General features: G+C 60.2%; 21 protein-coding genes and 2 pseudogenes. 13 read left to right on the plus strand and 10 right to left on the minus strand.

The genetic code is table 11. The annotated features are described in order from the left end of the window. Positions 1 to 248 precede the first annotated feature (248 nt). Positions 249 to 1,583 (plus strand): imelysin family protein, encoded by a 1,335-nt coding sequence (locus VCA57_RS01785; RefSeq protein ID WP_411183247.1) that lies wholly within the window; start codon positions 249 to 251, stop codon positions 1,581 to 1,583. A 73-nt stretch (positions 1,584 to 1,656) separates the two neighbouring features. Here VCA57_RS01785 and VCA57_RS01790 read toward each other — a convergent pair whose 3' ends face one another. From VCA57_RS01790 to VCA57_RS01800, 3 genes are read right to left on the minus strand one after another with little or no spacing between them, the layout of a single operon-like run. Then, positions 1,657 to 2,496 (minus strand): PAS domain-containing protein, encoded by an 840-nt coding sequence (locus VCA57_RS01790; protein WP_411183248.1) that lies wholly within the window; start codon positions 2,494 to 2,496, stop codon positions 1,657 to 1,659. Then, positions 2,493 to 3,158, minus strand: coding sequence for a two-component system response regulator NarL (narL, locus tag VCA57_RS01795; RefSeq protein ID WP_411183249.1), 666 nt, complete (start codon positions 3,156 to 3,158; stop codon positions 2,493 to 2,495). The genes VCA57_RS01790 and narL overlap by 4 nt, the downstream gene beginning before the upstream one ends. Then, positions 3,155 to 4,267: a sensor histidine kinase gene (locus VCA57_RS01800; RefSeq protein WP_411183250.1), complete on the minus strand. Its 1,113-nt coding sequence runs from the start codon at positions 4,265 to 4,267 to the stop codon at positions 3,155 to 3,157. Before VCA57_RS01800 ends, narL begins: the two co-directional genes overlap by 4 nt. A 287-nt stretch (positions 4,268 to 4,554) precedes the next feature. Here VCA57_RS01800 and VCA57_RS01805 point away from each other — a divergent pair, with 287 nt between their 5' ends. The 11 genes and pseudogenes from VCA57_RS01805 (at position 4,555) to VCA57_RS01855 (ending at position 18,176) form a co-directional block, all read left to right on the plus strand. Then, complete coding sequence (locus VCA57_RS01805; protein ID WP_411183251.1) at positions 4,555 to 5,922, plus strand: NAD(P)-binding domain-containing protein; 1,368 nt, start codon at positions 4,555 to 4,557, stop codon at positions 5,920 to 5,922. A gap of 27 nt (positions 5,923 to 5,949) precedes the next feature. Next, positions 5,950 to 8,295, plus strand: coding sequence for a DUF1989 domain-containing protein (locus VCA57_RS01810; protein ID WP_411183252.1), 2,346 nt, complete (start codon positions 5,950 to 5,952; stop codon positions 8,293 to 8,295). Between the two features lie 469 nt (positions 8,296 to 8,764). Beyond that, positions 8,765 to 9,097, plus strand: a pseudogene (locus tag VCA57_RS01815) (PAS domain-containing protein); the annotation flags it as partial. Next, a pseudogene (locus VCA57_RS01820) lies at positions 9,077 to 9,340 on the plus strand (methyl-accepting chemotaxis protein); the annotation flags it as partial. The pseudogenes VCA57_RS01815 and VCA57_RS01820, both read left to right, overlap by 21 nt. Positions 9,341 to 9,586: 246 nt before the next feature. Continuing rightward, positions 9,587 to 10,954 (plus strand): ammonium transporter, encoded by a 1,368-nt coding sequence (locus tag VCA57_RS01825; RefSeq protein WP_411183253.1) that lies wholly within the window; start codon positions 9,587 to 9,589, stop codon positions 10,952 to 10,954. A 57-nt stretch (positions 10,955 to 11,011) separates the two neighbouring features. Next, positions 11,012 to 11,182, plus strand: a complete 171-nt coding sequence (locus VCA57_RS01830; RefSeq protein ID WP_411183255.1) for a hypothetical protein — start codon at positions 11,012 to 11,014, stop codon at positions 11,180 to 11,182. 63 nt (positions 11,183 to 11,245) lie between these two features. Beyond that, positions 11,246 to 11,905 carry a B3/4 domain-containing protein gene (locus tag VCA57_RS01835; RefSeq protein WP_411183256.1) on the plus strand — a complete coding sequence of 220 codons (660 nt, stop codon included), beginning with the start codon at positions 11,246 to 11,248 and terminating at the stop codon, positions 11,903 to 11,905. 32 nt (positions 11,906 to 11,937) lie between these two features. Beyond that, positions 11,938 to 12,138 carry a hypothetical protein gene (locus tag VCA57_RS01840; protein WP_411183257.1) on the plus strand — a complete coding sequence of 67 codons (201 nt, stop codon included), beginning with the start codon at positions 11,938 to 11,940 and terminating at the stop codon, positions 12,136 to 12,138. After that, positions 12,135 to 13,574, plus strand: coding sequence for an ethanolamine ammonia-lyase reactivating factor EutA (locus VCA57_RS01845; protein ID WP_411183258.1), 1,440 nt, complete (start codon positions 12,135 to 12,137; stop codon positions 13,572 to 13,574). The genes VCA57_RS01840 and VCA57_RS01845 overlap by 4 nt, the downstream gene beginning before the upstream one ends. A gap of 12 nt (positions 13,575 to 13,586) precedes the next feature. After that, positions 13,587 to 15,797 (plus strand): ethanolamine ammonia-lyase subunit EutB, encoded by a 2,211-nt coding sequence (gene eutB / locus VCA57_RS01850; protein WP_411183259.1) that lies wholly within the window; start codon positions 13,587 to 13,589, stop codon positions 15,795 to 15,797. A gap of 723 nt (positions 15,798 to 16,520) precedes the next feature. Beyond that, entirely contained in the window at positions 16,521 to 18,176 is a 1,656-nt protein-coding gene (locus VCA57_RS01855) for a methyl-accepting chemotaxis protein (protein WP_411183260.1), read from the plus strand. 46 nt (positions 18,177 to 18,222) lie between these two features. Here VCA57_RS01855 and VCA57_RS01860 read toward each other — a convergent pair whose 3' ends face one another. The 6 genes from VCA57_RS01860 to VCA57_RS01885 all read right to left on the minus strand — a co-directional run bounded on the left by VCA57_RS01860 (position 18,223) and on the right by VCA57_RS01885 (position 23,152). Next, positions 18,223 to 18,909 carry a type 1 glutamine amidotransferase gene (locus VCA57_RS01860; protein ID WP_411183262.1) on the minus strand — a complete coding sequence of 229 codons (687 nt, stop codon included), beginning with the start codon at positions 18,907 to 18,909 and terminating at the stop codon, positions 18,223 to 18,225. 10 nt (positions 18,910 to 18,919) lie between these two features. Further along, entirely contained in the window at positions 18,920 to 19,261 is a 342-nt protein-coding gene (locus VCA57_RS01865) for a DMT family transporter (RefSeq protein WP_411183263.1), read from the minus strand. Between the two features lie 88 nt (positions 19,262 to 19,349). After that, positions 19,350 to 20,480: an aminomethyltransferase family protein gene (locus tag VCA57_RS01870; protein ID WP_411183264.1), complete on the minus strand. Its 1,131-nt coding sequence runs from the start codon at positions 20,478 to 20,480 to the stop codon at positions 19,350 to 19,352. A 56-nt stretch (positions 20,481 to 20,536) separates the two neighbouring features. Next, a complete protein-coding gene (locus tag VCA57_RS01875; protein WP_411183266.1) occupies positions 20,537 to 21,565 on the minus strand; it encodes a heme-dependent oxidative N-demethylase family protein in 1,029 nt (342 codons plus the stop codon). A gap of 88 nt (positions 21,566 to 21,653) precedes the next feature. After that, the gene (locus VCA57_RS01880) at positions 21,654 to 22,613 is read right to left on the minus strand and encodes a PDR/VanB family oxidoreductase (RefSeq protein ID WP_411183267.1); all 960 of its coding nucleotides are present in this window, start codon (positions 22,611 to 22,613) and stop codon (positions 21,654 to 21,656) included. After that, the gene (locus VCA57_RS01885; RefSeq protein ID WP_411183268.1) at positions 22,610 to 23,152 is read right to left on the minus strand and encodes a dimethylamine monooxygenase subunit DmmA family protein; all 543 of its coding nucleotides are present in this window, start codon (positions 23,150 to 23,152) and stop codon (positions 22,610 to 22,612) included. The genes VCA57_RS01880 and VCA57_RS01885 overlap by 4 nt, the downstream gene beginning before the upstream one ends. A 435-nt stretch (positions 23,153 to 23,587) precedes the next feature. Here VCA57_RS01885 and VCA57_RS01890 point away from each other — a divergent pair, with 435 nt between their 5' ends. After that, the gene (locus VCA57_RS01890) at positions 23,588 to 24,784 is read left to right on the plus strand and encodes a GGDEF domain-containing protein (RefSeq protein WP_411183269.1); all 1,197 of its coding nucleotides are present in this window, start codon (positions 23,588 to 23,590) and stop codon (positions 24,782 to 24,784) included. On the opposite strand, the gene VCA57_RS01895 is transcribed toward VCA57_RS01890, so the two are convergent. Beyond that, positions 24,777 to 26,264 (minus strand): aldehyde dehydrogenase family protein, encoded by a 1,488-nt coding sequence (locus VCA57_RS01895; RefSeq protein WP_411183270.1) that lies wholly within the window; start codon positions 26,262 to 26,264, stop codon positions 24,777 to 24,779. The genes VCA57_RS01890 and VCA57_RS01895 overlap by 8 nt on opposite strands. Positions 26,265 to 26,310: the final 46 nt, after the last annotated feature.

A 26,310-nucleotide genomic window follows, 5' to 3' on the forward strand; every position in this document is an offset into this window, starting at 1 on the left:
AAATCCGCTGCCAGGTCTCTGCCATCGGATTCTTATGCCCTTCCAAACAGTGCTCGAATAGTGTTGCGCGCACGCAGCATTCCGGCCTCTAACCGCCTATTAATTACCCCTAGAGCGGCGCGCTGAGTGCAGCTTTTATGAAAAAAATGCAACGACCCTTTGCGCAAAATGCAAATCTTTCGCATTATGCTTTGGTTTTTGCATCCACTTGCGCGGATGCCTACTCTCCACTTGCAAAGGATCTCGTCATGCTCCGTATGCCCCTGGCCTCAGCCAGCTTGCTCGCCATCGCCATTTCTCTCGCCGGTTGTGGCGAAGACAAAGCACCTGCCAACCAAGCCGCAGCACCAGCCGCTAGCAGCACCAGCGCTCCAGCAGCCACCAGCCAAGTCGATGAGTCTGCTAGCAAGGCCGTAGTCAGCCACTACGCCGATATGGCCCTGGCGGTATTCAGCGACGCTGCAAGCACCGGCAAAGACCTGCAAAAAGCTGTCGACGCCTTGCTCGCCAAGCCGAATGCCGACACCCTGCAAGCCGCCCGTGAAGCCTGGCTGGCTGCCCGTGTGCCCTACATGCAAAGTGAAGTGTTCCGTTTCGGCAACGCCGTGGTCGATGATTGGGAAGGCCAGCTTAACGCCTGGCCGCTGGATGAAGGCCTGATCGATTACGTTGCCAAGGACTACCAGCACGCGCTGGGCAACCCAGGCGCTAGCGCCAACATCATCGCCAACACTGAAATCCAGGTCGGCGAAGATAAGCTCGACGTAACTGAAATCACTCCGGATCTGCTCGCCAGTCTGAATGAACTGGGCGGTTCCGAAGCCAACGTTGCCACTGGCTACCACGCCATCGAATTCCTGCTCTGGGGCCAAGACCTCAACGGCACCAACCCAGGTGCAGGCGAGCGCCCGGCTACCGACTACGTAGTTGGTGATGGCGCCACAGGCGGCCACAACGAGCGTCGCCGCGCCTTCCTCAAGGCCGCTACCGACCTACTGGTCCGCGACCTCGACGCAATGGTCGTAGAGTGGCAAGCCGGAAAAGCCGACAACTACCGCGCCAAGCTGGAAGCCGACTCGGCTGAAAACGGCCTGCGCAAAATGCTCTTCGGCATGGGCAGCCTGTCCCTAGGCGAATTGGCTGGCGAGCGCATGAAGGTCGCGCTGGAAGCCAACTCCACCGAAGACGAGCACGACTGCTTCAGCGACAACACACACAACTCGCACTTCTACAACGGCAAAGGTATTCGTAACGTTTACTTGGGCGAATACAAGCGAGTCGACGGCACCACCATGACTGGCCCAAGCCTGTCGTCGCTGGTGGCCAAGGCTGACCCAGCCGCCGACAACACCCTGAAAGCCGACCTGCAAGACACCGAAGCCAAGCTGCAGGCACTGGTCGACAGTGCCGAGAAGGACAACGTGCACTTCGACCAACTGATCGCAGCGGATAACACCGAAGGTCAGCAAATCGTGCGTAATGCCATCGCTGCACTGGTCAAGCAGACCGGCGCAATCGAGCAGGCTGCCGGCAAGCTGGGCATCAGCGATCTGAATCCAGATACCGCTGATCACGAGTTCTAAGTCGCAATAGCAGCATCCAGCGGTGTGCCTGCCGGCACACCGCTTCCCCTCCAGCAAACCACGCCTACACGCCTTAACGCCCTACCTGGCGCGAAAACGGCAGCAACTCCTCCAGCACGCTGTCTACGCTCGGCTCGCTGCGATCAATCACCACCCCCTCTAAGCCCAATACGCCACCCTGGTCGGAGTAGATTCCCCGCCCACGCTCGGTGACCTGTTTCTCGCTGCCATCGGCACACAGCAGGCAGTAGTCGAAGGCGAACGGTCGTGCATCACGCAAACCTTGCTGCACGCTACGCCAGACTCGCTCACGATCGCGCGGGTGAATCAGCTCATTGAAGGTCAGGCTGCGGCTGTCGATAAATTGCTCAGGTAAGAACCCGGTCAACGCCAGACTGCCGGCACTGACGTATTCCATGCTCCAGTGGCGGTTGTTACGGCAGCGATACACCATCAACGGCAAACCATCGAGCAAGTTGCTCAAACTACGGTGATGCGCCTGCAATTGCTGATGCTGGGAAATTTCCGCGCTGACATCGGCCAGGCTCGCGACAAAGCCACCAACACGCAGGCCCAGACGCACCTCGACCCAGCGCAACTCACCGCTCAGGCTCAAATAACGCAGGCGGCCGACCCAAGCGGCTTGTCCCTCACGTACGCTCTGCATGCCCTGCTGCCAACGCAGCCGATCCTCGATATGCAAAAACTCACGGTGATCGTGGCGCAAACAGTCGCGTGCCAGGTAGCCAGTCAACTGCTCCCAGCCCCGGTTGGCCCGGCACATCACGCCGCCGTTATCCAGATAGATAAGCGCCAGCGGCAAACAGTCAAAATCCTCGGCGGAGGATTTACCGCCCGGCCAGGCAGCGAGTAGCGATTGCCAACCGTCATGCCAACGCGTTATCAGGCTCATCGCACTTCTCCACGGGTATCAGGCAGGCCGCCACGATGTGCCCAGGCCGCCAGCTCAAGGCGCGAGCGCAGTCCGAGCTTGCTCAGCAGATGTTTAACGTAGATTTTCACCGTGCCATCGCTGATGCCTAATTGGCGGGCGATCAACTTGTTGCTGAAGCCTTCAGTGATCAGCGCCAGCGTCTGCTGCTCGCGCTCGGTCAGCTCGACCCGCGCGCTCGTTGCCGAGGCCTCGCGCTCACGCAGGCTACTGGCAAGCAAGTCAGACAATGCCGGATCAAGACGCGCCTGGCCGTTAGCGCAGGCACTCACCGCAACCAGCAAGTCTTCCGGCTCGCTGTCTTTGAGCAAGTAACCATCGGCGCCAGCGCGCAACGCCGCGAGCAAATCATCCCGGGCGGCCGAGGCTGTCAGCACCATCACCCGACAATCCGGCTGCGATTGTTTTAGCGCCGTGAGGGTAGCCAGACCATCCATCCCCGGCATATGCAGATCAAGTAGCACGATATCAGGGCTCAGTTGCCGTAGCCGCTCAACGCCTTCGCTACCGCTGGACACACTGCCGACCACGCGGAACTCGCCACAGGACTCAAACAACTCGGCCAGGCCACGGCGCAGCAATGGATGGTCGTCGATAAGCAACAAGCTGAACGGCGCGCTCATGCTTGCCGCCACTGCAAATACACGCGGGTGCCACCCTCAGGGCACGCCTCAATGGCCAGTTCAGCGCCGATGGCAGCGGCTCGTTCACGCATGATGCGCAGGCCGAAATGGCCGCTATCCGGCAACTGCTGCGGCAAGCCAACACCATTGTCACGCACCTCGACCTCCACGCCCCGCTCCATCTGCAGCAGACGAACCCAAACCTGCCGAGCATGAGAATGCCGCACCACATTGGCCAGCGCCTCACGAACGATCTGCAGCACTTGCAGCTCGCCTTCGGCCGGTAGGCAGTTGGCGGGAAGCCGATTGTCCAGGCTGAAGACGCAACTGCTGCAGCGCGAAAACTCCGCAACAGAGGCCTCTAGCGCCTCACGCAAGGTGCGTCCGTCCATGGTCAGGCGTGCACTGCTGATCAGCTCACGCACCTGCCGATGCATCACCCGCAAGCTATCGCGCAGGTCATCCAACATTGGCCCTGCCGTGGCGTGTAAATGCGGATCGGCATACACCGCCTGTAAACGGCTGGCGCGGATTTGTAGGTAGCTGAGTTGCTGGGCCACGGAGTCGTGCAGCTCACGCGCCAGCATGCCGCGCTCCGCACTGAGCTCACAGCGGCGCAGGTGACGGTCCTCGGCAAACGCCTGGAGCACCTCGCGCAGTGTTCGGCTGATCTCACGTAGGCGCTCGCGCTGCCACGCCGCAGGCATCTGCGGAAAATCCACCAGCAGCAACGCCGGCCGCCCTTCCTCTACCTGCAGCCCGGCAATCGCGCGAAAGCGCCCCTGCTCTAGGCAGCGCCGACAAAGCTGCGTGCCGCCTGGCACCGGCAACTCGCCAGCGTGCATCGGGCAAGCGGCGTCAGCATTGCTACGCAGGCATTGCAAGCGCCGCCACCCTGGCGCACTGGGCAACGGCAGCAACAGGCAGAGGCCATCGGCCTGCATGGCGTATCTCAAGCACGGCAACAGCTCCACCAGCGGCGTATCACTGCCCGCTTGCTGCAACAGACGCAACGGCAGCTCAAACAGCGCCTGCTGATATGCCGGTAAACCCGGCTCAGCTCGGGCGTGCCGCTCGACCGGCAATAGACGCAATAGCGACTGGAACATCCTGCCTCCAGGAAGGCGGTAGCTGTGCGTGGAGCAGAGCAAGTTCTATGCCCTCAGCGGCGCGCCACAGAAAGCACCATAGATAAATATTTTTTCTCAACAGGAAATAAGTTAGTGCACCAGCACGACGCTTGAACGCCCTCTCAAGGAGCAGCAGAAATGCGTCGTATACCCCCAAAGAGGTATCACCTCAGGACGAATTGCAGTGGTTTGATAAAGCCGTATGGTAATTCCCACAAGGAAATTTTAATTCTCAAAAATAATTTAACCCCAGCAATGGAGCCCCTATGACCACTCGAATTGCCATTATTGGTGCCGGCCCTTGCGGCCTGGCTCAGCTACGCGCCTTCCAGTCTGCCGCCGCCATGGGCGCGGACATTCCAGAACTGGTCTGCTACGAGAAGCAGAGCGATTGGGGCGGCATGTGGAACTACACCTGGCGCACCGGCCTGGATGAACATGGCGAGCCAGTACACGGCAGCATGTACCGCTACCTGTGGTCGAACGGACCGAAGGAGTGCCTGGAGTTCGCCGACTACACCTTCGACGAACACTTCGGCCGGCCAATGGGCTCCTACCCGCCGCGCGAAGTGCTCTGGGACTACATCAAAGGCCGCGTCGAGAAAGCCGGCGTCCGCCAATACATCCAGTTCAACACCAGCGTGCGCGGCGTCACCTTTGATGCGTCCAGCGGCACGTTCAGCGTCACAGTGCACAACTATGACCAAGACCTGACCAGCACTGCAGAATTCGACTACGTGGTGGTCGCCAGTGGGCATTTCTCTACGCCCAACGTGCCTTACTTCAATGGCTTTGAAAGCTTTGCCGGCCGCGTACTACACGCGCATGACTTTCGCGATGCGCTGGAATTCAAAGGCAAGGATGTCTTGATCGTCGGTGCTAGCTACTCCGCCGAGGACATCGGTTCGCAGTGCTACAAGTACGGCGCACGCTCCATCACCAGTTGCTACCGCAGCGCGCCAATGGGCTACAAATGGCCGGAAAACTGGGAAGAAAAACCGCTGCTAAGCCACGTTAAAGGCAGCACCGCCTACTTCGCGGATGGCACCTGCAAACACATCGACGCCATCGTTCTGTGCACCGGTTACAAACACCACTTCCCCTTCCTGACGGAAGACCTGCGGCTGAAGACCGACAACCGCCTGTGGCCGCTGAATCTCTACAAAGGCGTGTTTTGGGAAAACAATCCCAAGCTGATCTACCTCGGCATGCAGGACCAGTGGTACAGCTTCAACATGTTCGATGCCCAGGCCTGGTATGCCCGTGACATCATGCTCGGGCGTATTGCCTTACCCGACCACGCCGCCATGCATGCCGAAAACCTGGCCTGGCGCGAGGAAGAACTGACCCTGAAAAACGCCCAGGAAATGTTCGAGTTCCAAGGCAAGTACATCCAGTCACTGATCGACGCCACCGACTACCCAAACTTCGACATTGCTGCCGTGAACCAAACCTTCCTCGACTGGAAGCACGACAAATACGACGACATCATGGGTTACCGCAACAAGAGCCACCGCTCCTTGATGACCGGCACCCTAGCCACCGCGCACCACACGCCCTGGCTGGAAGCACTGGACGACTCGCTCGCGACTTACCTGGCCGATACCCCAGCAGCATTGAAAACAGCCCGCTAATACGCCCCAGCCTTGCGGAGTAAAACCATGCATCAACCTGTGATTTCCAGGCCACTGGAGCCCGCCCTGTTTGCTCGCACACCCGGCCTGGAACGTCACCGCGTTGCCCCTGGCGGGCTAACCATAGTTGCCCTGCAGCCAGGCGACCGGCTGCAGGTTATCGACATTGAGGGCGATCAAACTGCTGAGCTGCTGGCCTTCAGCGAAGATGGCCGCGAGGCGCTGAGTGCGCTCGGCCTGCGCAGCAGTGGCGCGGCACACTTTATTGCCCAGTTGCTGCATAACGGCAGTCAGGAGTCGGCCCACATCAGCACAGGTCTGAGCAAGCGCAAGGTTGATTGCAAGAGCCTGCCGAACGCTGCACAGCTCTGGCCTAGCGCGACACCGGCCGGCTATAGCTGCAGCTTAAGCAGCATGGACAACCTGCTGGTGATCGTCGCTGCGCCAGGCCTGCATAGCCCCGTGGACTGCCAGCAGCGCGCCAGCGAACTGCGCCTATTGATCCACCGCGCCAACCCCAGCAGCCTGCTGATCCCAAGCCTGCCGACACCACTCGGTGAATTGCTCGACGAGTTCACCATCAGCCCCGGCAGTGCCCGCGACTACCAGGTCGCAGCCGGTCAGTACATCCAAGTGATTGATGTCGCCGGGCGGCAATGCTCCGATTTCGTCGCATTCGATCGTCGCAGCCTCGATGCTGGCCGGGAAATCGACCTGGACCCCACCGTGACCCGCACCCTCAACGGCAACGCCTACCCTGGCCCCGGGCTGTTCAGCAAATTCTTCGACCGCCATATGCAGCCCATGCTCGAAGTGGTGCGCGACACCGTTGGCCGTCACGACACCTTCGCCCTGGCCTGTACCGCGCGCTACTACGAAACCCATGGCTACTTCGGCCACGCCAACTGCAGCGACAACATCAGCCGCGCCCTGGCAAAACACGGCGTTAGCGCTCGCCCCGGCTGGCCGGCGATCAACTTCTTCTTCAACACCGGCGTCGATGCACAGCAGCAGCTTACGCTGGATGAGCCCTGGTCGCGGCCCGGTGACTACGTATTGCTGCGCGCCATGAGCGACCTGACCTGCGCCAGCAGTTCCTGCCCGGACGACATCGACCCGGCCAATGGCTGGCAGCCCACCGACATCCACATCCGCCTGTACAGCGCAAAGGAGCGTTTCAGTATCGCCATGGCCAATCGCAAAACACCCGACGCGGACCCTGTGCTCACCCATAAAAGCGGCTTTCATCCGGGCACCAGCGCCCTCACTCGCCAGTTCATCGATTATCGCGGCTGGTGGACCCCAACCCATTTCGACGGCTACGGCGTCGCTGCGGAATACCACGCCTGCCGTGAGCGGGTGGCGGTGATGGACCTCTCGGCCTTGCGCAAATTCGAGGTACTGGGCCCCGATGCCGAAGCGCTGCTCAATTACTGCCTGACCCGCGACGTGCGCAAGCTAGCGGTAGGCCAAGTGGTCTACAGCGCGATGTGCTTTGAGCACGGCGGCATGCTCGACGACGGCACCCTGCTACGCCTCGGCCCAGACGCCTTCCGCTGGATTTGCGGCGAGGATTACAGCGCCATCTGGCTGCGTGAACAGGCAGAAAAGCTAGGCATGAAAGTCTGGATCAAATCGGCCTCCGAGCAGATTCACAACATCGCCGTACAAGGGCCACTGAGTCGCCAACTACTCAAGCAGATGATTTGGACACCCGGCACCCAGCCAGCACTCGAAGACCTCGGCTGGTTTCGCTTTCTGGTCGGCCGCCTGGATGACTACAACGGCCCACCCGTGATGGTCTCGCGCACCGGCTATACCGGCGAACTGGGCTATGAAATCTGGTGCCACCCCAGCGACGCCATGCGCGTCTGGCAACGCCTCTGGCAATTGGGCGAGCCGCTAGGCTTGGCCCCGCTTGGCCTGCACGCGCTGGACATGCTGCGCATCGAAGCCGGGCTGATCTTCGCCGGTTACGAGTTCAGCGATCAGACCGACCCCTACGAAGCCGGCATCGGTTTTTGTGTGCCACTGAAGAGCAAACAGGACGATTTCATTGGCCGCGATGCCCTACTGCGGCGCAACGCCAACCCGCAACACAAGCTGGTCGGTCTGGAACTTGAAGGTAACGAAACCGCCGCCCACGGCGACTGCGTGCACCTGGGTCGCGCGCAGGTTGGGGTGATTACCAGCGCCACACGTTCAGCGGTTCTCGGTAAGAACATCGCCCTGTGCCGGCTGGACATTGCTTATTGCGAGCCAGGCACCCAGCTGGAAATCGGCAAACTGGACGGCCAACAAAAACGTATTAGAGCAGTGGTCAGTGCCGGCACCGTGGCTTACGACCCGGAAAAAACTCGGGTTCGCAGTTGATCAGGCAAACATGGAGAGGGAATTGCTTGGCACAGCTTAAGTATCGCCAACACTACCCATGGAGGATCGGCCGATGTGGTTCAACAATACAACCAGGAACCTGGCCAGCGAACTCAGCCAGTGGATTGATCGGTTACTCGCCGAGCAACCACTGAGCGAGCCGCACCCGCACCTCAAGCGCCAACCGCAGCTGCTCGGCAGCCTCAAGCAGTTGCAGCATGATTGGGCCCAGCTCCAGCACATCCGCCAGCATGCCGAGCAGCTGCCACCGCCCCCCTGCAGCGCCGCCGAATATGCCGCGTTACAACAACGCCTAACGCTCGCCGAGCAGCAATGCGTGCGACTTGAGGGTGAGCTGCAAAGCAACCAGCAACAGTTCACTGCAATGATCGCCGAACGCGCGCAATGGGAAGAAGAGCGGCAAGTCTGGGAGCTGACCAAGCGCACCCTGACCGAAGGCTCCTGGGCGATGAACGTTGTCGACGGCAACCCTGACCACCCGCAGAACCTGATCCGCTGGTCCGATCAATTCCGCGAGCTGATTGGCTATAGCCGTGCCGAATTCCCAGACGGCTGGGACAGCTACTTCAAGATCACCAACGCCGACGACCTCAAGCACGTGATGCAGGCGTTCAACGCCTCAATGGTCGATGCCAACGGTGATGGTTTCTACGCCGTGGAATACCGCATGCAGCACAAAACCCGTGGCGAAACCTGGTATCGCGAACGCGGTCGCTGCCTGCGCGATGCGCGTGGCCGGCTCACCTACATCACCGGAGCGGTGCGCGAGATCAGCGATGAGAAGGCCGCCGCCAGCATGCGCGAACGCGAGCAGGCGAACATCCAGGCCACTTACGGGCAAATCGCCCAAGTCGCCACGGTGATCAAGGGCATCGCCGAGCAAACCAACCTGCTGGCACTTAACGCCGCCATTGAAGCCGCGCGCGCCGGTGAACAGGGTCGTGGCTTCGCCGTGGTCGCTGATGAAGTGCGCAACCTCGCCAAACGCACGCAGGAGTCCGTCGGGCAGATCCAGACCATGCTCCAGCAGCGCACTGAGACGACCCAATAACAGGCACTTGCAAGACAAATTGAACAGAAACGGGGCAGTTTTCCATTAGCAAATATTACCCAGCCCCGTAAGCCGCGCAGATTGGCCAAACAGCAAGATGGCACAAGCTTTGCTATTCACTACATGAACTTTTTATAACCATAGATAAACACGAAATTTCTAGTTCACCGTTTCGCCCTGCCACGAAAACTGATCTCAAAATCACAAAGAGGATTCTGTATGGAACAGGCAACTCCTAGTCTGGAAGAGCTATACAAGCTCATTCAGATGTCCGACACGATCAATATGGAAATCTTCTATTGGTGGTGTATTGCACTGATGATAGTGATCCACGCGGGCTTCTTGTCCTACGAAATTGGTGCATCGCGCCTGAAAAACGCGCTGACTGCCGGGGTCAAGAACATCCTGGCGTTTGCCTTTATCGTGCCGACGTTCTTCTTCTTCGGCTGGTGGATCTACAACGGCTTCTCCGGCGGCATCATTCCGGACTTTAGCGGTGCCGCAGCAAGCCTGCCGTGGGCCAGCAGCATGGGGCCGAACATCACCGACAACGCCACAGGCATCTTCTGGGCGGCGTTCGCGCTGTTTGCCGCGACGACGGCGTCGATTATGTCCGGCGCGCTGATTGAGCGGACTCGCATGAGCGCCTTTATCATTCTCGCCATCATCCTCGGCTCCGGCGTGTGGATTCTGGGCGCGGCATGGAGCTGGCACCCAGCCGGCTGGCTGACCACCGAGTGGGGCTTCCACGACGTTGGCGCAGCAGGTTGCGTACACACCATTGCCGGCTTCTTCACCCTTGGCGTAGTCATGAACGTTGGCGCACGTATCGGTCGCTTCAATGCCGATGGCAGCGCCAATGAAATCGTCGGCCACAGCATGCCCATGAGCGTGATCGGCCTGATGCTGGTCATCGTCGGCTTCTTCGGCTTCCTCGGCGGCTGCATCATCTATAACGCCGGCGGCCAGTGGACCAATATCTACGGCCAACCAACCACCCTTTCGGCGTTCGCCTTCAACACCCTGATGGGCTTTGCTGGCGGCCTGATCGGCGCCTACCTGACCACCCGTGAACCGTTCTGGATGATGTCCGGCGGCCTGATCGGGATCATCTCCGTAGCGCCTGGCCTGGACGTTTACTACCCACCGTTCGCTTACGTGATCGGTATGGGCGTAGCAGCAGCCGCACCACTGGTGCAGAAGTTGCTGGTCAAACGCGGGCTGGATGATGCGGTGGGGGCCTTTGCCGTACACGGCTTTGGCGGCTTCGCTGGTCTGGTTATCAGCGGCATCTTTATCTCCGGTTACCCGAACGTCATGGAAGGCGCACCACCGGTGAACTTCCTCGGCCAAGCCGGCGGCGCAATCGTTCTGGCAGCGCTGGGCTTCTTCCCTGGCTACCTGATCTCGCTGCTGATGAAGAAAATGGGCGTACTGCGTGTACCGGCACATGCCGAAGAGCGCGGTCTGGATTTGGTAGAAGTCCCAGCCAAAGCCTACCCAGAGTGGGCCATCACTGGCGCCACCACCACTGTTACCAGTGTGCCACCAACCGCTGCGCCAATTGGCGAAGCAAAACCAGCCTGAAACTGAGCCACGTCACGCGGCGGCCCTGCCCCGCGTGACCTACCAAGGAGCAATACCATGAGTAGTCCGATTTCTAGCTGGGAAGGTGCCAGCGCCGTGTTCACTTACGCCGACAAGCCAATGGTGATGGGCTTCATCCTCGTGGTGGCAGTCGCCCTGACCGTGTTTGCCATCTACGCCACCGTGCGCCACGAGCAACACAGCTATAACAGTCCCATGACCAAGTAGCCACGACACAACCGAGGCCTGGCCGGCACCGTAACGGTGTCGGTCAAGCTGACAGGCCACCCTATGCTAAATCCTGTATTTCTCCTCGAAACCCCCGCAAGCCTCGGCCTCAGTGCCTATGCGTTCACCCTTCACGATCTCGCCAACTACGATTACAGCGCCCTGCTCAAGCAACGTTTGAAAGCGCTGCGCGAAGACCTTGATAGCCAACGCAAACACTTCAGCCGGCAAGGTTTCGAGGAATTACGCCTGCGCATTGGCCGTTCGGCGAAACGCTTTCCTGCTTCGCCACAAGCCTTGGCCGAGCAATACCAACGCACGGGCCAACTGCCGGTTATTTCGCCCGTGGTGGACTTGTACAACCACTGGTCGCTACACAGCGGTTTGTCCATCGGTGCGCATGACCTGACCACGTTGCGCCTGCCTGTAAGCCTGGCCATCTGCCAGGGCGGCGAAGTTTTCCAGGGCCTCGGCAGCGAACACCGCACCGCGTTACCCGCCGGCGAATATGTCTACCTTGATGGCGCCGGCCAGGTGCTGTGCCGCATGGAATACCGCCAGTGCGCGGCCAGCGTGCTGCAGCCGCATACCCGCGCGGCGTTGTTTATTGTCCAGGGCCACGCGCATACCGACCCGGATGAGCTACGCCGGGTCGCCGAAGGACTGAAAGCCGATTTGAAGCATTACTGCTGCGGCCCCCGGCAGACCAGCAAAGTCGCCTGAACTCTGCCCAACGCGTACGCAAGGGGGTTGCTATGTCGTGGTTCTCTCCCAAGCCAGCGCCAGCGCCAGAGTGGCAGCAGGCAACCGACCGGGTGGAAAACAGCCTGACGGAAATTTCCGCACGCAGTGGCGAGCAGCTCACCTACCTCGGCCATACTCGTGGTTTCCTCGTCGACAGCAACTGGCAATTCGCGCCAGGCATCCACACTGCAGCGAGCCTGACAGCGCTGTGACCAGCGCAGCCGCCAGCAACGCCGCTGCGCAACAGGTGCGCCTGCTTGGCCTGGATTTCGGTTCCACCACCAGCAGCATCATGCTGGTTGAAGCACGCTTGGGCGGGCACAGTGTCAGCGGGCGTATGGGCTTTGCCGAACCGCGCGTGATCTACCGCTCCGAACCGGTGTTCACTCCCTTTGACGGCGACGGCCTGGACGAAACGCGCCTGACCGAGTTGCTCGATAGCTGGCTGCACGCTTGCGACCTGGATAAGCAAGCGCCTTTCGCCGGTGCCGCACTGGTCACGGGCCTGGCCGCCCGGCAAGCCAATGTCGCCGCGCTTACCCGCCTGATCAGCCAGCGCATCGGCGACAGCCTGATAGCCACCGCCGATGACCCAGGCCTGGAGTCCTGGCTGGCCTTTATGGGTAACTGCGGGCTACTCAGCCGCGCTCATCCCGGTCAGCCGATTCTCAACCTGGATATCGGCGGCGGCACCACCAACCCGGCCATCGGACTGGACGGCAACGTACTGGCCTGCGGCTGTCATTTTATCGGTGCCCGGCACTGGCGCTTCGTCCCAGGCAGTTACCAACTGCTCGGCTGCAGTGAGTACGGCCAGGCCCTGCTCACGCACCTCGGTATCACCTGTCGCGCGGGCGCTAGCCTCACCAACGATGAGGTACAACGCCTAGTGGCCTGGCAAGTCAGCGCACTGGAAGCACTGGTAAGCGCTGACAATGGATTTTTCAGCAGCGCCATTGGCCGCCTGCATGAGCAGTTGCCGCTGCACCTGCCGGCGTTAGCAACGCCCCCTGCGATCACCTTTTCTGGTGGCGTCGGCGAGCTGATTTACCGCCATTTGGAAGATGCATCCTGGCCACCGACCACCGCCTATGGCGATCTCGGCATCGATTTGGCCCGCGCCATTCTCGCCTCTGCGCTGCTGGCTGGCGGCCCGCGCCTGCTGCCGGAAACCCGTGGCCGCGCCACCGTACACGGCCTGACCCTGCACAGCTGCGAGGTGTCCGGCACCAGCCTGTACCTGCCTGAACCCGAGCGCCTGCCGCTGCGCGATGTGCCCATCGTCGCCCGTTTGCCGCTAGACGCCGACTACCCAAGCCTGCTGCGTGCGCTAACGCTGGCGCGCTACCGGCCGCAAGGTGCCTGCCTGCAATTGCTCGGTGCCAACGCGCAGCTGGCAACCCTGCGCAACCTCGCTCAGCGCCTGCGTGAAGCCCTGTTGCACAGTGAACTGCCCAGCAGCCAACCGCTGGTGCTGCTGCTTGAAGCCAACGTCGGAAAAACCCTCGGACAATACGTCAGTGACTGGGGGCGTATGGCGCAATGCCTGCTGGTGATCGACGAAATTGCGCCGCGCCCAGCTCAATTCATCCATATCGGCCGCGCGCACCAGCAGATGGTGCCGGTGTCATTTTTTGGTCTTGAATAACCGGAGTCGTCCATGTCAGTCCTCGTGCCACTGGATCAGATCATACTGCCCGCGCCACAGCCAGAGCAGACCTACAGCACCGAGATGCTGCAACGTCATTTCAGCTTTCGGGGCCTCAAACAACTGCTGGGTGCCGCCGACATCAGCAAAGCAGGTGAACGCATGGCCGGCCTCGCGGCGGTCGATGAGGTGGAGCGCGAGGCTGCCCGGGCGATTCTCTCTGAGCTGAGCCTGCAACACCTGCACGATCACCCGCTGACCGACAGCACCGGCCAGATAGATAGCGTGATGCGGGTCAATTACCAGATCGACCGCAGCGTATTTAGCGAGATCGCTCACCTCAGCCTGGGCGAGTTGAAAGACCGCCTGCTGGCGGCCAAAGGCGCGGAAATCCGCCGCATCGGCACCGCCCTGACCGGGGTGATGGCCGCTGGCCTGGCCAAGTTGTGCGACGTGCACGAACTGGTGCTACTGGCCAAACGCCTGAAAAACGGTGCTGCCGCTCGCGCCCGCACCCAGGTTGGGCTGCCCGGTACGTTGTCCTCGCGGCTACAACCCAACCACCCCACCGACAACCTCTCAGGCATCAGCCTGCTGGTGTACACCGGTTTATCCCTGGGCGCAGGCGATGCGCTGATCGGCCTCAACCCGGCTATCGATACGGTGGACAACATCGCCGCCACCTTGCATCACCTGGACAAACTGCGCCGCGAAACCGGAGCGCCCACTCAGGTTTGCGTGCTCTCGCATATCAAAACGCAACTGGCCTGCCTGGAACGTGGGGCACCGGTAGAGATCATGTTCCAGAGCCTGGCCGGCACTGAACGCACCCTCACCGACGAATTCGATGTCACCGTCGAACTGCTCGACCACGCCTACGCCACTATGGCCGTGCATGGCCCACTGGCCGGTAGCGCCGAGAACGTCATGTACTTTGAAACCGGCCAAGGCAGCGAGCTGACCTACGGCAAACACGAAGGCATCGACATGGCCACCACCGAGGCGCTGTGCTACGGCCTGGCGCGGCGCTACTCACCCTTTATGGTGAATAACGTCACCGGCTTTATCGGCCCGGAAACCCACCTCGACAACTTCGAGATGATTTACTCCTGCCTGCAAGACCACTTTATGGGCAAGCTGCTCGGCCTGCCCATGGGCATGGCGCCCTGCTTCACCTTGCACTCCCAGGTCACTGCCGAAGGTCAGCAAATGGCTACGGAATTGCTGGCAGCCGCCGGGGCCAACTTCTTTATGGATGTTTACCTGGGCAACGACCGCATGCTCGCCTACTTCGACACCAGCGGCCACGACGACCAGACCCTGCGCGAAGTGCACGACCTCAAGCCGGCACCGGAGTACCTGCAATGGGCGCTGCAACGCGGCATCTTTGTTGAGGATGAAGAGGGGCTGTTACAGCGCGGGCCGAACTGGGGCAAGCCGGAGCAGTTCTGCCACTCCGAGCTGGACTACCAGCGCCTGCTGGAATCAGTACCTGCCGCCTATGGTTTCGACAACGCGGGCCCGCGCCCAACCAACCATGTGGCCCGCACTCTGCGCGGCAACCAGGCCGTGGCGCGCCAGGCCATCTATGCCGACCTGCGGGCGGACGAGCTGGGCTTCGCCAGCAATGGCCTGCCCGCACCACGGCGGCTTAACACCCAAGCGCAAAACCGCGACGAACACCTGAGTAACCCCGAACTCGGCACCCGCCTGGCCGCTAGTGCACTGACCAGCCTGAGTGCCGAGCACACTGACGTGCAGGTGGTGATCTCCGACGGCCTGAGCGCCGAAGCCGTGCACCACAACATGACTGACTTACTGCCGGTACTGTTTGACGGTCTGGCCAGCCGCGCGCTGAGCGTTGGCCAAACCATCATCGCCCCCTACGGCCGGGTAAAACTTGCCGAAGCCATCGGTGAGGCCGTGCAGACGCGCCTGGTGATCATGCTGATCGGCGAACGCCCCGGTGGTGACGCCCTGGCCTCGCGCAGCCTGTCCGCCTACCTGGCCTATCGCCTGGATGCACCAAGCCAGGCGGAGGCTGCGCGGTTTTCCGGCAACCCGCAGATCAGCTGGGAGTACAGCGTTATCTCCAATATCTACAGCGCCGGCCTGCCGCCCCTGGAAGCCGGCAGCGTGATCGCCGAAAAGGCACTGCAGATCCTAGCCCACGGCGCGGCCGGCAATCGCCTCGAACACCTGCTCAAGCAACGCGCAGCCTGAAACACGCCAGCACAGCACCTGCTCGAGATGCATTCCGACACCTTCGAGTTGCCGGACGAGGCTGCCTGCTGATAGAGGACACTCAGGTGAGGCACCAGGCGTTTCGCATCGGCGCATCCCCCTATGCTTTTCAGTGCCATTTCGAGAGCACGCCAGCCATTGTCGACATATGGAATCGTCGAGAACTCATCAGCAATCCGGCACGCGACCAAGACGATGTATTAAGGCGTATCCAGCAAGCACAAGCTGACTTCAGTACTTACCTGCCTGCTCAGTCGCACTTTGCCGAAACAGTCATGCAGCGCTGGCTAAACCTGATCAGTGGAGGGCTGGTGACTCAATAAAACTTAACCGCCGACAAACCGTTTAAGCACAGATGAGGCCGTCGACAGCACTTGTGCCGGCCTCGAAAACAGGCATGGACGTAAGCATATTGAGAAGAAATGCACCGAGCGTTGCAATGCCGTGCTTGAAGTGCGAATGCTTACCACTGGCAAACCTGTACCATTCTTGTACGTATAGAGCCAAACTTTAGTTGCTTTACCGAGAAAACTCCTAGCACACAGAATAACCCCCTAGATATTGCGTTTAAATACTGTACATTTTGTACAAACATTAACGCCCCTCCCTCCAGCGCAGGATGCCGTTCAGGGTCTATAAATGAAGATAGCCGTGGCAGTGTCTCTATCCGCCGCGCCGTCCCCTTAGCGCACCAGGTGTCTTATGCAGTCAAACACCCCTCGTTTATCTACCCGTACAACCCTCTATGCGGGCTATGCCGCCCTAGTCGCACTTATGCTTGTGATCGCGGTTGTAGCGCTAAAGAACATGGCCAGCAGCAACCAGGACTTTGTTGATTACGTCAACGGCGTGGATACACGCACCCGCCTTGCCAATAAGCTGAGCAATGCCGCCAAGGACCGAGCCATCGCGCTGCGTAACATGGCTCTGAATAGCGATACCGCGGCCCGGCAGCAACAACGCGCCGCCATTGCCGCCGATGAAAAGACCGTGGCCAGCAGCCTTACCGCGCTACGCCAGGCGGTAGCCACACATAACGATATAACGCCCAAAGCGCGTGAAATGTTCGCCCGTATCGAACAAGTGGAAGAGCGTTACAGCCCGGTGGCGCAAAGCATTGCCGAGCACCTGTTCAACGGTGAGGACGAGCAGGCCTTGCGTATGGTCAGTGAGCAGTGCACGCCACTGCTGAAGGAACTGACGCAGGTCATTGATGAATACCTGAACTACAGCAACCAAAGAGCTGACCAACTGGTGGTCGAAGATAACGCGCATTATCAAGGGCAGCTCAAAATGCTGCTTTCGATCACCGCGTTAGCATTTGTGCTGGCTATCGTGCTCGGCCACCTGATCAGCCGCAACCTGTTGCGTGCGCTGGGCAGCGAGCCGACAGATCTCAACCAGCTCGCCCAACGTGTCGCTGAAGGCGACTTGCGAGCCAGCGCGAATACCAGCGCAGCACTGCCAAATAGTGTGATGGCCGCCTTGCAACGTATGCAGCAGAACCTGCGCGACATGACCCGTGGCATCGAGGTTTCTTCGCAGACCGTCGCGCAATCCAGCCAAGAGCTGAGCCAGTCGAGCCTACGCAACTCAGAAAACGTGGCCCACGCCCAGCGTGAGGTTGAGCAAATCGTTACTGCCGTGCATGAGATGGCGGCTACCGTACAAGAAGTCGCACGTAATGCCGAATCCGCGGCAGGAGCCGCCAGTGAGGCAGACAGCGCAGCCTTGTACAGCCAGCAAAAGGCCAAGGATGCCGTCAAGCTGATCGGCGAACTGGCCGAGGTAATCGGCCAATCCAACGTCGCCATGGGCCGCTTGAAGGATGAAAGCAACAACATCGGCAGCGTGCTCGATGTGATCAAGGCGGTGGCCGACCAAACCAACCTGCTCGCCCTCAACGCAGCCATTGAAGCTGCCCGCGCAGGTGATGCCGGTCGTGGTTTCGCCGTGGTCGCCGACGAAGTGCGTAATCTGGCACGGCGCACCCAACAAGCGACGTCGGAGATCGAGGGGCTGATCGCCGGCCTGCAAAAGATCGCCGATGAAACCTCGCAATATATGCAGCGCTGCGAGCGCTCCAGTGCGCAGTCGGTTTCTGGTGTTACCGAGGCAGGTGACGCGGTAAGCCGAATCGTCAGCATGATCGAACGAATCAGTGGCATGAACCAGCAGATCGCTGCGGCCTCCGAAGAGCAGAGCGCCGTTGCCGAGCAGATCAGTCAGGGCGTCGTTACCGTGCGCGACAGTTCCGAGCAGTCCGCTGCCGCCTTCCGCAGCGCCCAGCAGGAAAGCGAAAGCCTGGCACGCACCAGCGTCGCCTTGCGCGATAACATCTCACGCTTTCAGCTTTGAGCCATCCCCAGCCGGTTGGGTTATGTCGCACGACTAACCCAACCGTTTAGCCGACCAGGTAATCCAGCAGCCGAGCAATCAACAGATTGCCTGGCACGTAGGCCGCTGCCGAAGCAGCAAGCTGCTCCGGCGTTTGCACCCAGGTGCCGGGGCGCAATTCATCGGCACATTGATCCAGCAGGTCCGCCACAATCTGCGGAGTCATTTCTGGGTGGCACTGCAGGCCGATCACCCGCCGACCGAGCTGGAAGGCCTGATGCCGGCACGCCTCACTAGACGCTAACAAGGTTGCACCCTCTGGTAGCGCGAAGGTTTCACCATGCCAGTGCAGCAGTTCGATGCGCTCAGGGAACAGAAAACACGCCTCATCGACGGCATCCGCACGCCAGACCGGGAACCAGCCGATTTCCGCCACTTCATTGGGGTACACCTGCGCCGCCAACGCGCTGGCAATCAGTTGTGCGCCGAGGCAAACCCCGAGTACCGCCACCTCACTGGCAATGGCGGCACGCAGAAAAGCCTTTTCCGCCACCAACCAGGGCAAGGTAGCCTCGTCATTGACGCTCATCGGCCCGCCCATCGCGACGACCAGGTCAAAGCCATCCACCTCGGGGAGTTGCGCGTCGGCTTCGTAGAAACGTGTATAGGACAACTGTGCGCCGCGTTGCTGAAACCACTCGGCCATACTGCCGATGTCTTCAAACGGCACGTGTTGTAGAACGTGAACGCGCATGCATTACCCCTCAAATACTCTGTTCCGGGCTTGCCAGTTTCAACCCGACAATGCCGCCAACAATCATCACCAGGCACAGGCTACGCAGCAAACCGAGGTGCTCGCCCATAAATAGCATGGCGTACAACACCGTACCGACAGTGCCTATACCGACCCACACCGCATAGGCCAGGCCAAGCGGCAACACTTTTACCGACAGGCTCAGCAGGTAGATGCTCAGTAACATAAAAACCCCGCAATAGAGACTCGGCCACAAACGACTAAAGCCCTCAGTGCGCGGAATGATCGAGGCATAGAGCACCTCGCACACACCCGCCAGGAGCAGAAAACTCCATCCATTCATCCAGGCCATTGAATCCTCTCTGCCCTATACATTGGGTGGACACATCCCTGTGCCCATGTTCCCTGCCCCAGGAACGCGTTGTGGCGCTGCCAACCAATTAACCTTTGGCAGTGCGTTTTTTCTTCTCAGGATCATCAAACGGCAAGGTGTGGGAAATAGCCTTGACCGCCAGACTGCCCTTGACCTCCAGCGGCACACCTTGCTCGGCGTAAGGCACCTCAAGCCGAGCGATGGCCATGGATTTGCCGGTCAACCGCGAGTACACCGCACAGGTAATCACGCCGACCTGCTTGCCATCGGCCCACAGGGTATCGCCACCTTCGGCAGCCTTGTCGCCCTCAAGCAGCACGCCGAAAATTTTGAAACGCTCCTTACCCATAAGCCGACGGTGCTCGGTAGCCCCACGGAAATCGCTTTTGGTCGGCGAGACAGTGAAGTCCAGACCCAACTCCCACAGCGTGTCGCCGGCCGGCTGGTCGGCAAAGGGGTACATCTCAGAGTTGTCGTAAGGGAAGAACAGCAGGTAGCTTTCCACCCGCAGCCAGTCCAAAGCGGTGAAGGCGCAAGGGATGATGCCCATGGCCTTGCCCTTGTCCAGAATGGTGTCCCAGATAAACGGTGCATCGGCGGCTTTGCAGAAAATCTCGTAGCCGCGTTCGCCGGTGTAACCGGTGCGCGAAATCATCACTGGCCGGTCAAACAACTTGGTCTGCAGATGATGGAAGTACGGCAGATCACGAATACCCGGCACATGCTCGGCGAGAAAGGCCACTGCGCGCGGACCTTGCAGCGACAAATCGTGGAGGTCGTCGTCAAACAACACGGCCACCTGACGCCCCTGGGCCGAGCGCACCAGCGACTCATAGCCCGTGCCGGAACCGTGTACCACCATGAAGGCGTTAGGGCCGGTGCGGTAGATCACGCAATCATCAATAAACTTGCCGGCCTCGTTGAGCATCGTCGCGTACACCGACTTGCCCGGGTAAACCTTGGAGATGTCGCGGCTGGTGGCGTATTCCAACAAGCTCTCGGCGTGCGGGCCGACGTAATGGACCTTCTTTAACCCCGATACATCCATCAAGCCGGCGCGGGTACGAATCGCTTCGTGCTCGTCGGCGAGGTCGCTGGCATAGGTCCAGGCCGTGCCCATACCGCTCCAGTCTTCGAGGTTGGAACCCAGTGCGCGATGACGCTCGGCAAGGGCGGAAATGCGCCAGGAATTGGCCATGGTGAGACTCCTCAGTTATTCGGTTAGGCCTGCTCGCAGGCGCTGGAAGTTGCGGGTCAGGCCGCACTGGCCTGAGGGTCGAATTGGCTCAGCCAGTCGACCGCGGTTTGCCGATAGCGAGTCAGGCCTTTGTAATCCGCGAGGGCGTCTGGCAGGTCACGCAACACGCGGTGCAAGCGACAGGCCCAGGCCGGGTTAGTGGCCAGCTCTTCAAGACTGATCAGGTAGGTACGAATGCCGAACATCAGCGCATTGCTGCGCGGCAGGCGCGGCATAAACTGCAATTCGACCCGCAAATGGACCAGGCGCGCGACGTTCTCGGGCGTGACTTCGCTACGCTCGTGGCCCCACTCGTGAAAGGTTTCTGCGGAGGTGTCCAGGCGCGGGTTGATGGTCATGGTCCAGTTCAAGCGGCGCACCGGATGATCAACCTGAATGTTCAGCAGGTACTTCAGCGCACGCTCGAACACCCCGAGCTTATGGGCAACACCCGGCACCGGCGCGTGCCACTGCTGGAAGCTCATGCCGGCGTCGAATTTGATCGACCAATCCGCCGGGCAGGTAACCATGCCGGCATCCATAAACAGGTCATTGTCACGCTGGTCGAGTAAGGCGAAATCACCCTGCGCCTGACGCGTGATGTACTCCAATGGCTCGCACGGCAAGGTTGAGGCATCGCCGAAGATAAAGCCCTGCTCGATGCCCAGCGGACGATTGATCCAGGTCCACTGATTGCCATCGCGGCTGAGGCTGAAGAACTCCGGGTAGTCGGCCGACAGATGTTCCATGAGCATTTCCAAGGTATCCCAGGCGGCCTGCGCCATATGCGGCATCACCAGGCAGCGGTCCGGGTCCTTCTCCAGCACACAAGCGCGCTCGGCCATCTCGGAAATGTAGTGCTCGTCGATATCAAACCAATGCTGGTAAATCGAGCCCGGCTCACGTGGCGTAGCCGGTTCGATGTTCACCGAGTACATGTAGCTATCTTCGGCAAACGGAAAAGGAAAACGGGCGATAGCCTGGGGGCTATTGCTGAAGGTGAAATCGTCCCGATAGGTTTCCTGGGCTTTGAGTACCACGGTCATGGGAAACACACTCCTGACAGCTGAATAGGCGGCAAGGCCCTTGTGAAGCAGGCCTTGCGACGTAATGGATCGGTGAACCTCAGCGGCCTTATAGATCGAGTTGCAGCGAGCTGGCGCAACCGCCACGGGAAACACAGGGCATCAAGGTGTCCGTGCGCTGCGCAGCGTTCAGGTAATGGTCGCGGTGCTCTACTTCGCCACTCAGGTAACGCGTGGCGCACTGGCCGCAAACACCACCCCGACACAGGTTCGGCACCTCCACGCCAGCACTTTCAAGGGCTTCAAGCAGGCTGTAATCGCCCGGCACCTCAATGCGTTGGCCGCTGCTGGCCAGTTCAACGGTAAAAGGCAGGCCTGGCTCGGGTGAGGCAAAGGCTTCCCAATGCAGACGCCCCGCCGACCAGCCCAGCGCTTGCGCCTGATCTTTCAGGTCATCCAATAAGCGTTGCGGCCCACAGACATACAAATGGCTGCCGAGTGGCTGAGTTGCCAACAGTCCGGCGCAGTCCAGACGCTCTCCCGCAGCAGCGTCATAAGCGTGTAAACGGCTGCCCAGACGCTCGCGCAACTCAGGCAGGAACACGTCGGTCAGGCCACGGCGAAATGCATAGTGCAACTCGAATGAAGCCCCTCGTGCCTCCAGCTCGGCGATGTAGGCCATAAATGGCGTGATGCCAATGCCGCCGGCCACCAGCACATGGTGGTGAGCCAGCGAGTGCAGCGGGAACAGGTTGCTTGGCACACCGATCTGTAAGCGCTGGCCAACCACAACCTGCTCATGCATATAGCGTGAGCCGCCACGGGAGTCGTCCTGCAAACGCACGGCAATCCGGTAGCGCGGCGCTTCGCCAGGCTGGCGAACCGCCGGTTCGCCGAGCAATGAGTAGGCGTTGCGTAGCGTGCGCCCTGGCAGCGGCAACACCACCTGCACATGGCTGCCAGAAGAGAATGCCGGCAGCCGCCCCTCACGCGCCTCAAAGGTAAATTCCCGTACCACCGGGGTTAGCTGGCGCACGGCGGTAACTTCGACCTCCATCATCGCGCTCATGGACGTGCCTCCGCGTAGGGCTGATCAGGATTGAGGCACACCCCCATATAAGCGCCCAGGCGCTGGGAAAAGTGCTCGCGCACTAACAACCTCACGCCACAGTGACTGCAGGTGCACTCGCCCTCATCGGCAATGTCCTGAAAGCCGCTGCAATGCACGCAGTACATGCGCCGGCGCGTGCCCTGCTTAAACAGTTCGATCTCATCCACCAGCAGGCCGGCCTGATGCGCCGTGCGCTGGGCTTGCCAGAGAAAGCTCTCGTCACCCACCGCATACAAGCGTGTGCCCGCTGGTGCCTGACTCAGCAACACCTGCAAGCGCAGGCAAAGTGCCTCGCTGTGCACGAGCTGCTCATGCTCGACACCTGCGAGCAATTCGCCGCTCAAGCTCAGCAATACGGTCGATACGGGGTGATCAAGCAACATGGTGGCGCTGGCCGCGTCCTGCGCCACCACGAAGCGCATGCTGACCGGGCTAACACTGGCCTCTCTGGCATAGCAAGGAGTGCTAAATAGAGGAGCAGCAGTAGATTCAGTCATCAGAAACCCTCGCGATTGAGTGCAAAACGGCAATCAGTAAGCAAACCTGAAAATTCTTACAGGGAACTTTTTGTTCCCTTTAGGAAAGCATGGAGTGTGCCACCTTCGGCAGCCCACGAATTACCGGGTCTCTAAGCGCGCCGCACATATTCAGCTAGCGAGAACTGCACAAACACAGGGCAACACGCGCCAGCGCAGCGCATGCAGGGAAATTCTGAAAACTGCTTTTCATCGGTGAAAGGGTTTGCCAGCGATTCGCGGATAACGCGTACTGAGACTCAAGCGCGCTAATAATCACGCCGCAATGCAGGCATAATCGCGCAGCCTTGCCAGCCAAGCCTGGAAAAGGCCGATTAAGCACCTGAGCAAGGCTGCCGATAACGCAATACCGGCCTTTTGCCACCTGGCAATAGCCATCAAAGGATACCGGCTTAAATGACCACTCCCGTATTCGACATAGCGTCAGCGCAACCCTATGGCCGGCGTATTCCTGCGCACTTACAAGGCCACTTCAAACACTATGTAGTCGAGCATCACGGTGGTTTTTTGCTGGCGATCAACTTTATCGCCATGATTGCCTATGACCTGTACGTATTCGCCGACGCTCTGCTGATCCCCGATATGGCGCTGGAGTCACTGCTGCTGCGTGGCGGTTTAAGCCTGCTCGGCTTGCTCAACATTTACCTGGTGTTCCACCACAGCCGTAACCTACTGCTGATGGACCTGCTGATGCCCATACACGACATCATCTCGACCATCGCCTGGTTCGAGCTGCTCAAGCGCAGCACCTCACCGGATGTCGACACCTTCCTCTACGCGGCTGTGGTGTTCATCATTCTGGCCAATCTTGGCGCGCGCTACTCGTTTCGCGGCATCCTGCTCTGCTCGCTGACTATTTCAGCGATCATCGTTTACAACGTTTCGCTACTAAACGACGGCCAGAGCAAACCGGTGCTGGTATTCGCCATTGCCTACCTGCCGGTGTTGCTGTTCAGCCTGTTTATCAGCTGGACCAACATCAACGGCGTGCGCCTGGCGTTTCTTAATGATCTGGAGAAAGAACGCCAGCGTGATGAGCTGGCCGGGCTGAACCAGCGCCTGGAAGAATTGGCCAGCACCGATGCGCTGACTAATGTGGGTAACCGCCGCGCCTTCGACCTCAGCCTGGAAAATCACTGGAGCCAGATGGGCCTGAACGGCCGAGCTTTTTCGCTAATGCTGGTGGATATCGACTACTTCAAGCCCTACAACGACCACTACGGTCACCTTGTCGGCGACCGCTGCCTGCGCGAGGTTGCCAACACTATGAGCAGCAGCCTACGCAATGGCCAAGGGCAGATATTCCGCTACGGCGGTGAAGAGTTCGTGATCCTCCTGCAAATCGATAGTCAGGAAGAGTTAGGCGTCCTCGCAGAGCGCCTACGCGAAGAAATCGCCGCCCTGAATATCGAGCACCTGCACCGCCCAGATGCTCTCAACTACCTGACGATCAGCCTCGGTGTGGCAATGTCCAGCGCACCCGGAATGCAACAGGCGCACGACTTGCTCGCACGCTGCGACACGTTGCTTTACCAGGCCAAACAGCAAGGGCGTAACCGCGTCTGCCTGGAGCAGGTTAGCGAAACTACTTGATGTACCAGCCCCAGGGCTGCTCGCTATCGTAGCGAGTCATCTGCTTCACCTCGCGGTAGCTGTCAAAACCCCACTGCCCCAGCTCACGGCCAATACCGCTCTGCTTGTACCCCCCCCAAGGGGCTTCGGTGAAGGTTGGCTGCGAGCAATTGATCCAGACGATGCCCGCGCGCAGACCACGCGCCACCCGTTCGGCACGCTCGATATCAGCGGACATCACCGCGGCAGCCAGACCGAACTCTGAGTCGTTGGCCAAGCGCAGGGCTTCCTCTTCGCCACCGAAGGCGCGTAGACAGACCACCGGCCCGAAGATTTCCTCACGCCAGATGGCACTATCCGTGGGCACATCGGCAAAGATCGCCGGCGTCAGGTAATAGCCAACAGGCTGATCACTCGGCCGCTCGCCGCCATGCACCAAGCGCGCACCACTGGCGCGCCCAGCCTCGATAGCCGCGAGCACCTTGTCGTACTGGCCACGGCTGACCAACGGGCCGAGCAACACGCCCTCTTGCAGGCCGCTACCAATGCGCAGCTTGCCAGTCTCGGCAATCAACCGCTCAAGCAGCGCTGGGTATAACTCGCGTTGCACCAGAACCCGTGAAGTGGCCGAGCAAACCTGGCCCTGGTTCCAGAAAATGCCGAACATGATCCACTCCACCGCTGCCGCAATATCGCTGTCGGCAAACACGATAAAGGGCGATTTGCCACCCAGCTCCAGGCTCAGATTCTTGATCTCGCGCGAGGCCGCCTGCATGATTCGCCGCCCGGTTGGCACGCTGCCAGTGAAGGCCAGTTTGTCCACCAACGGGTGTTCCGCCAGGGGCGCGCCGGCATCCGGGCCGAGGCCGGTAACCAGGTTGAAAACCCCGGCTGGCACACCGGCCTCATGCACGATGGCCGCCAGTTGCAAGGCGCTCAGCGAGGTCAGCTCGGACGGTTTGAGAACGATGCAACAGCCCGCCGCCAGAGCCGGCGCCACCTTCCAGGCGGCCATCAATAGCGGGAAATTCCAGGGAATGATCGCCCCCACCACACCCACCGGCTCACGCTCAACCCAGGAGCTGAAGCGCTCATCAGCCAGGGCGATGGTCTGCCGTGGTGCACTGTCCGTCGCCTCGGCCAGGCCGGCGTAATAATCGAAACAGCCGGCAGCATCCGCGATGTCCCACTGCGCCTCTGGCAGCGGTTTACCGTTGTCACGCACTTCCAGTTCAGCCAATTGTTCAGCATGGCTGCGAATACCCTCGGCAATGCGCCGCAACACCACGGCACGCTGGCTACCGCTCAAGCGCGGCCATTGGCCGTGGTCAAAGGCACGCCGCGCCGCCTGCACCGCCAGGTCAATGTCTTCAGCGCTGGCAGCCGGCACCTCAGCCAGCAGCGACTCGTCACTGGGGTCAAGCGTGGTGAAGTGCTGCCCGTTTACCGGGGCGAGCCACTGGCCGTCGATATACAGATGCTTGTGCTGGATAGGAATCATGGCGTGCTCTCGAAACGTCATCAAAATAGATAAAAAGCAAGCCAGC

Source organism: Pseudomonas sp. (genome assembly GCF_046581935.1).
In the GTDB taxonomy this organism is placed as follows: Bacteria; Pseudomonadota; Gammaproteobacteria; order Pseudomonadales; family Pseudomonadaceae; genus Aquipseudomonas.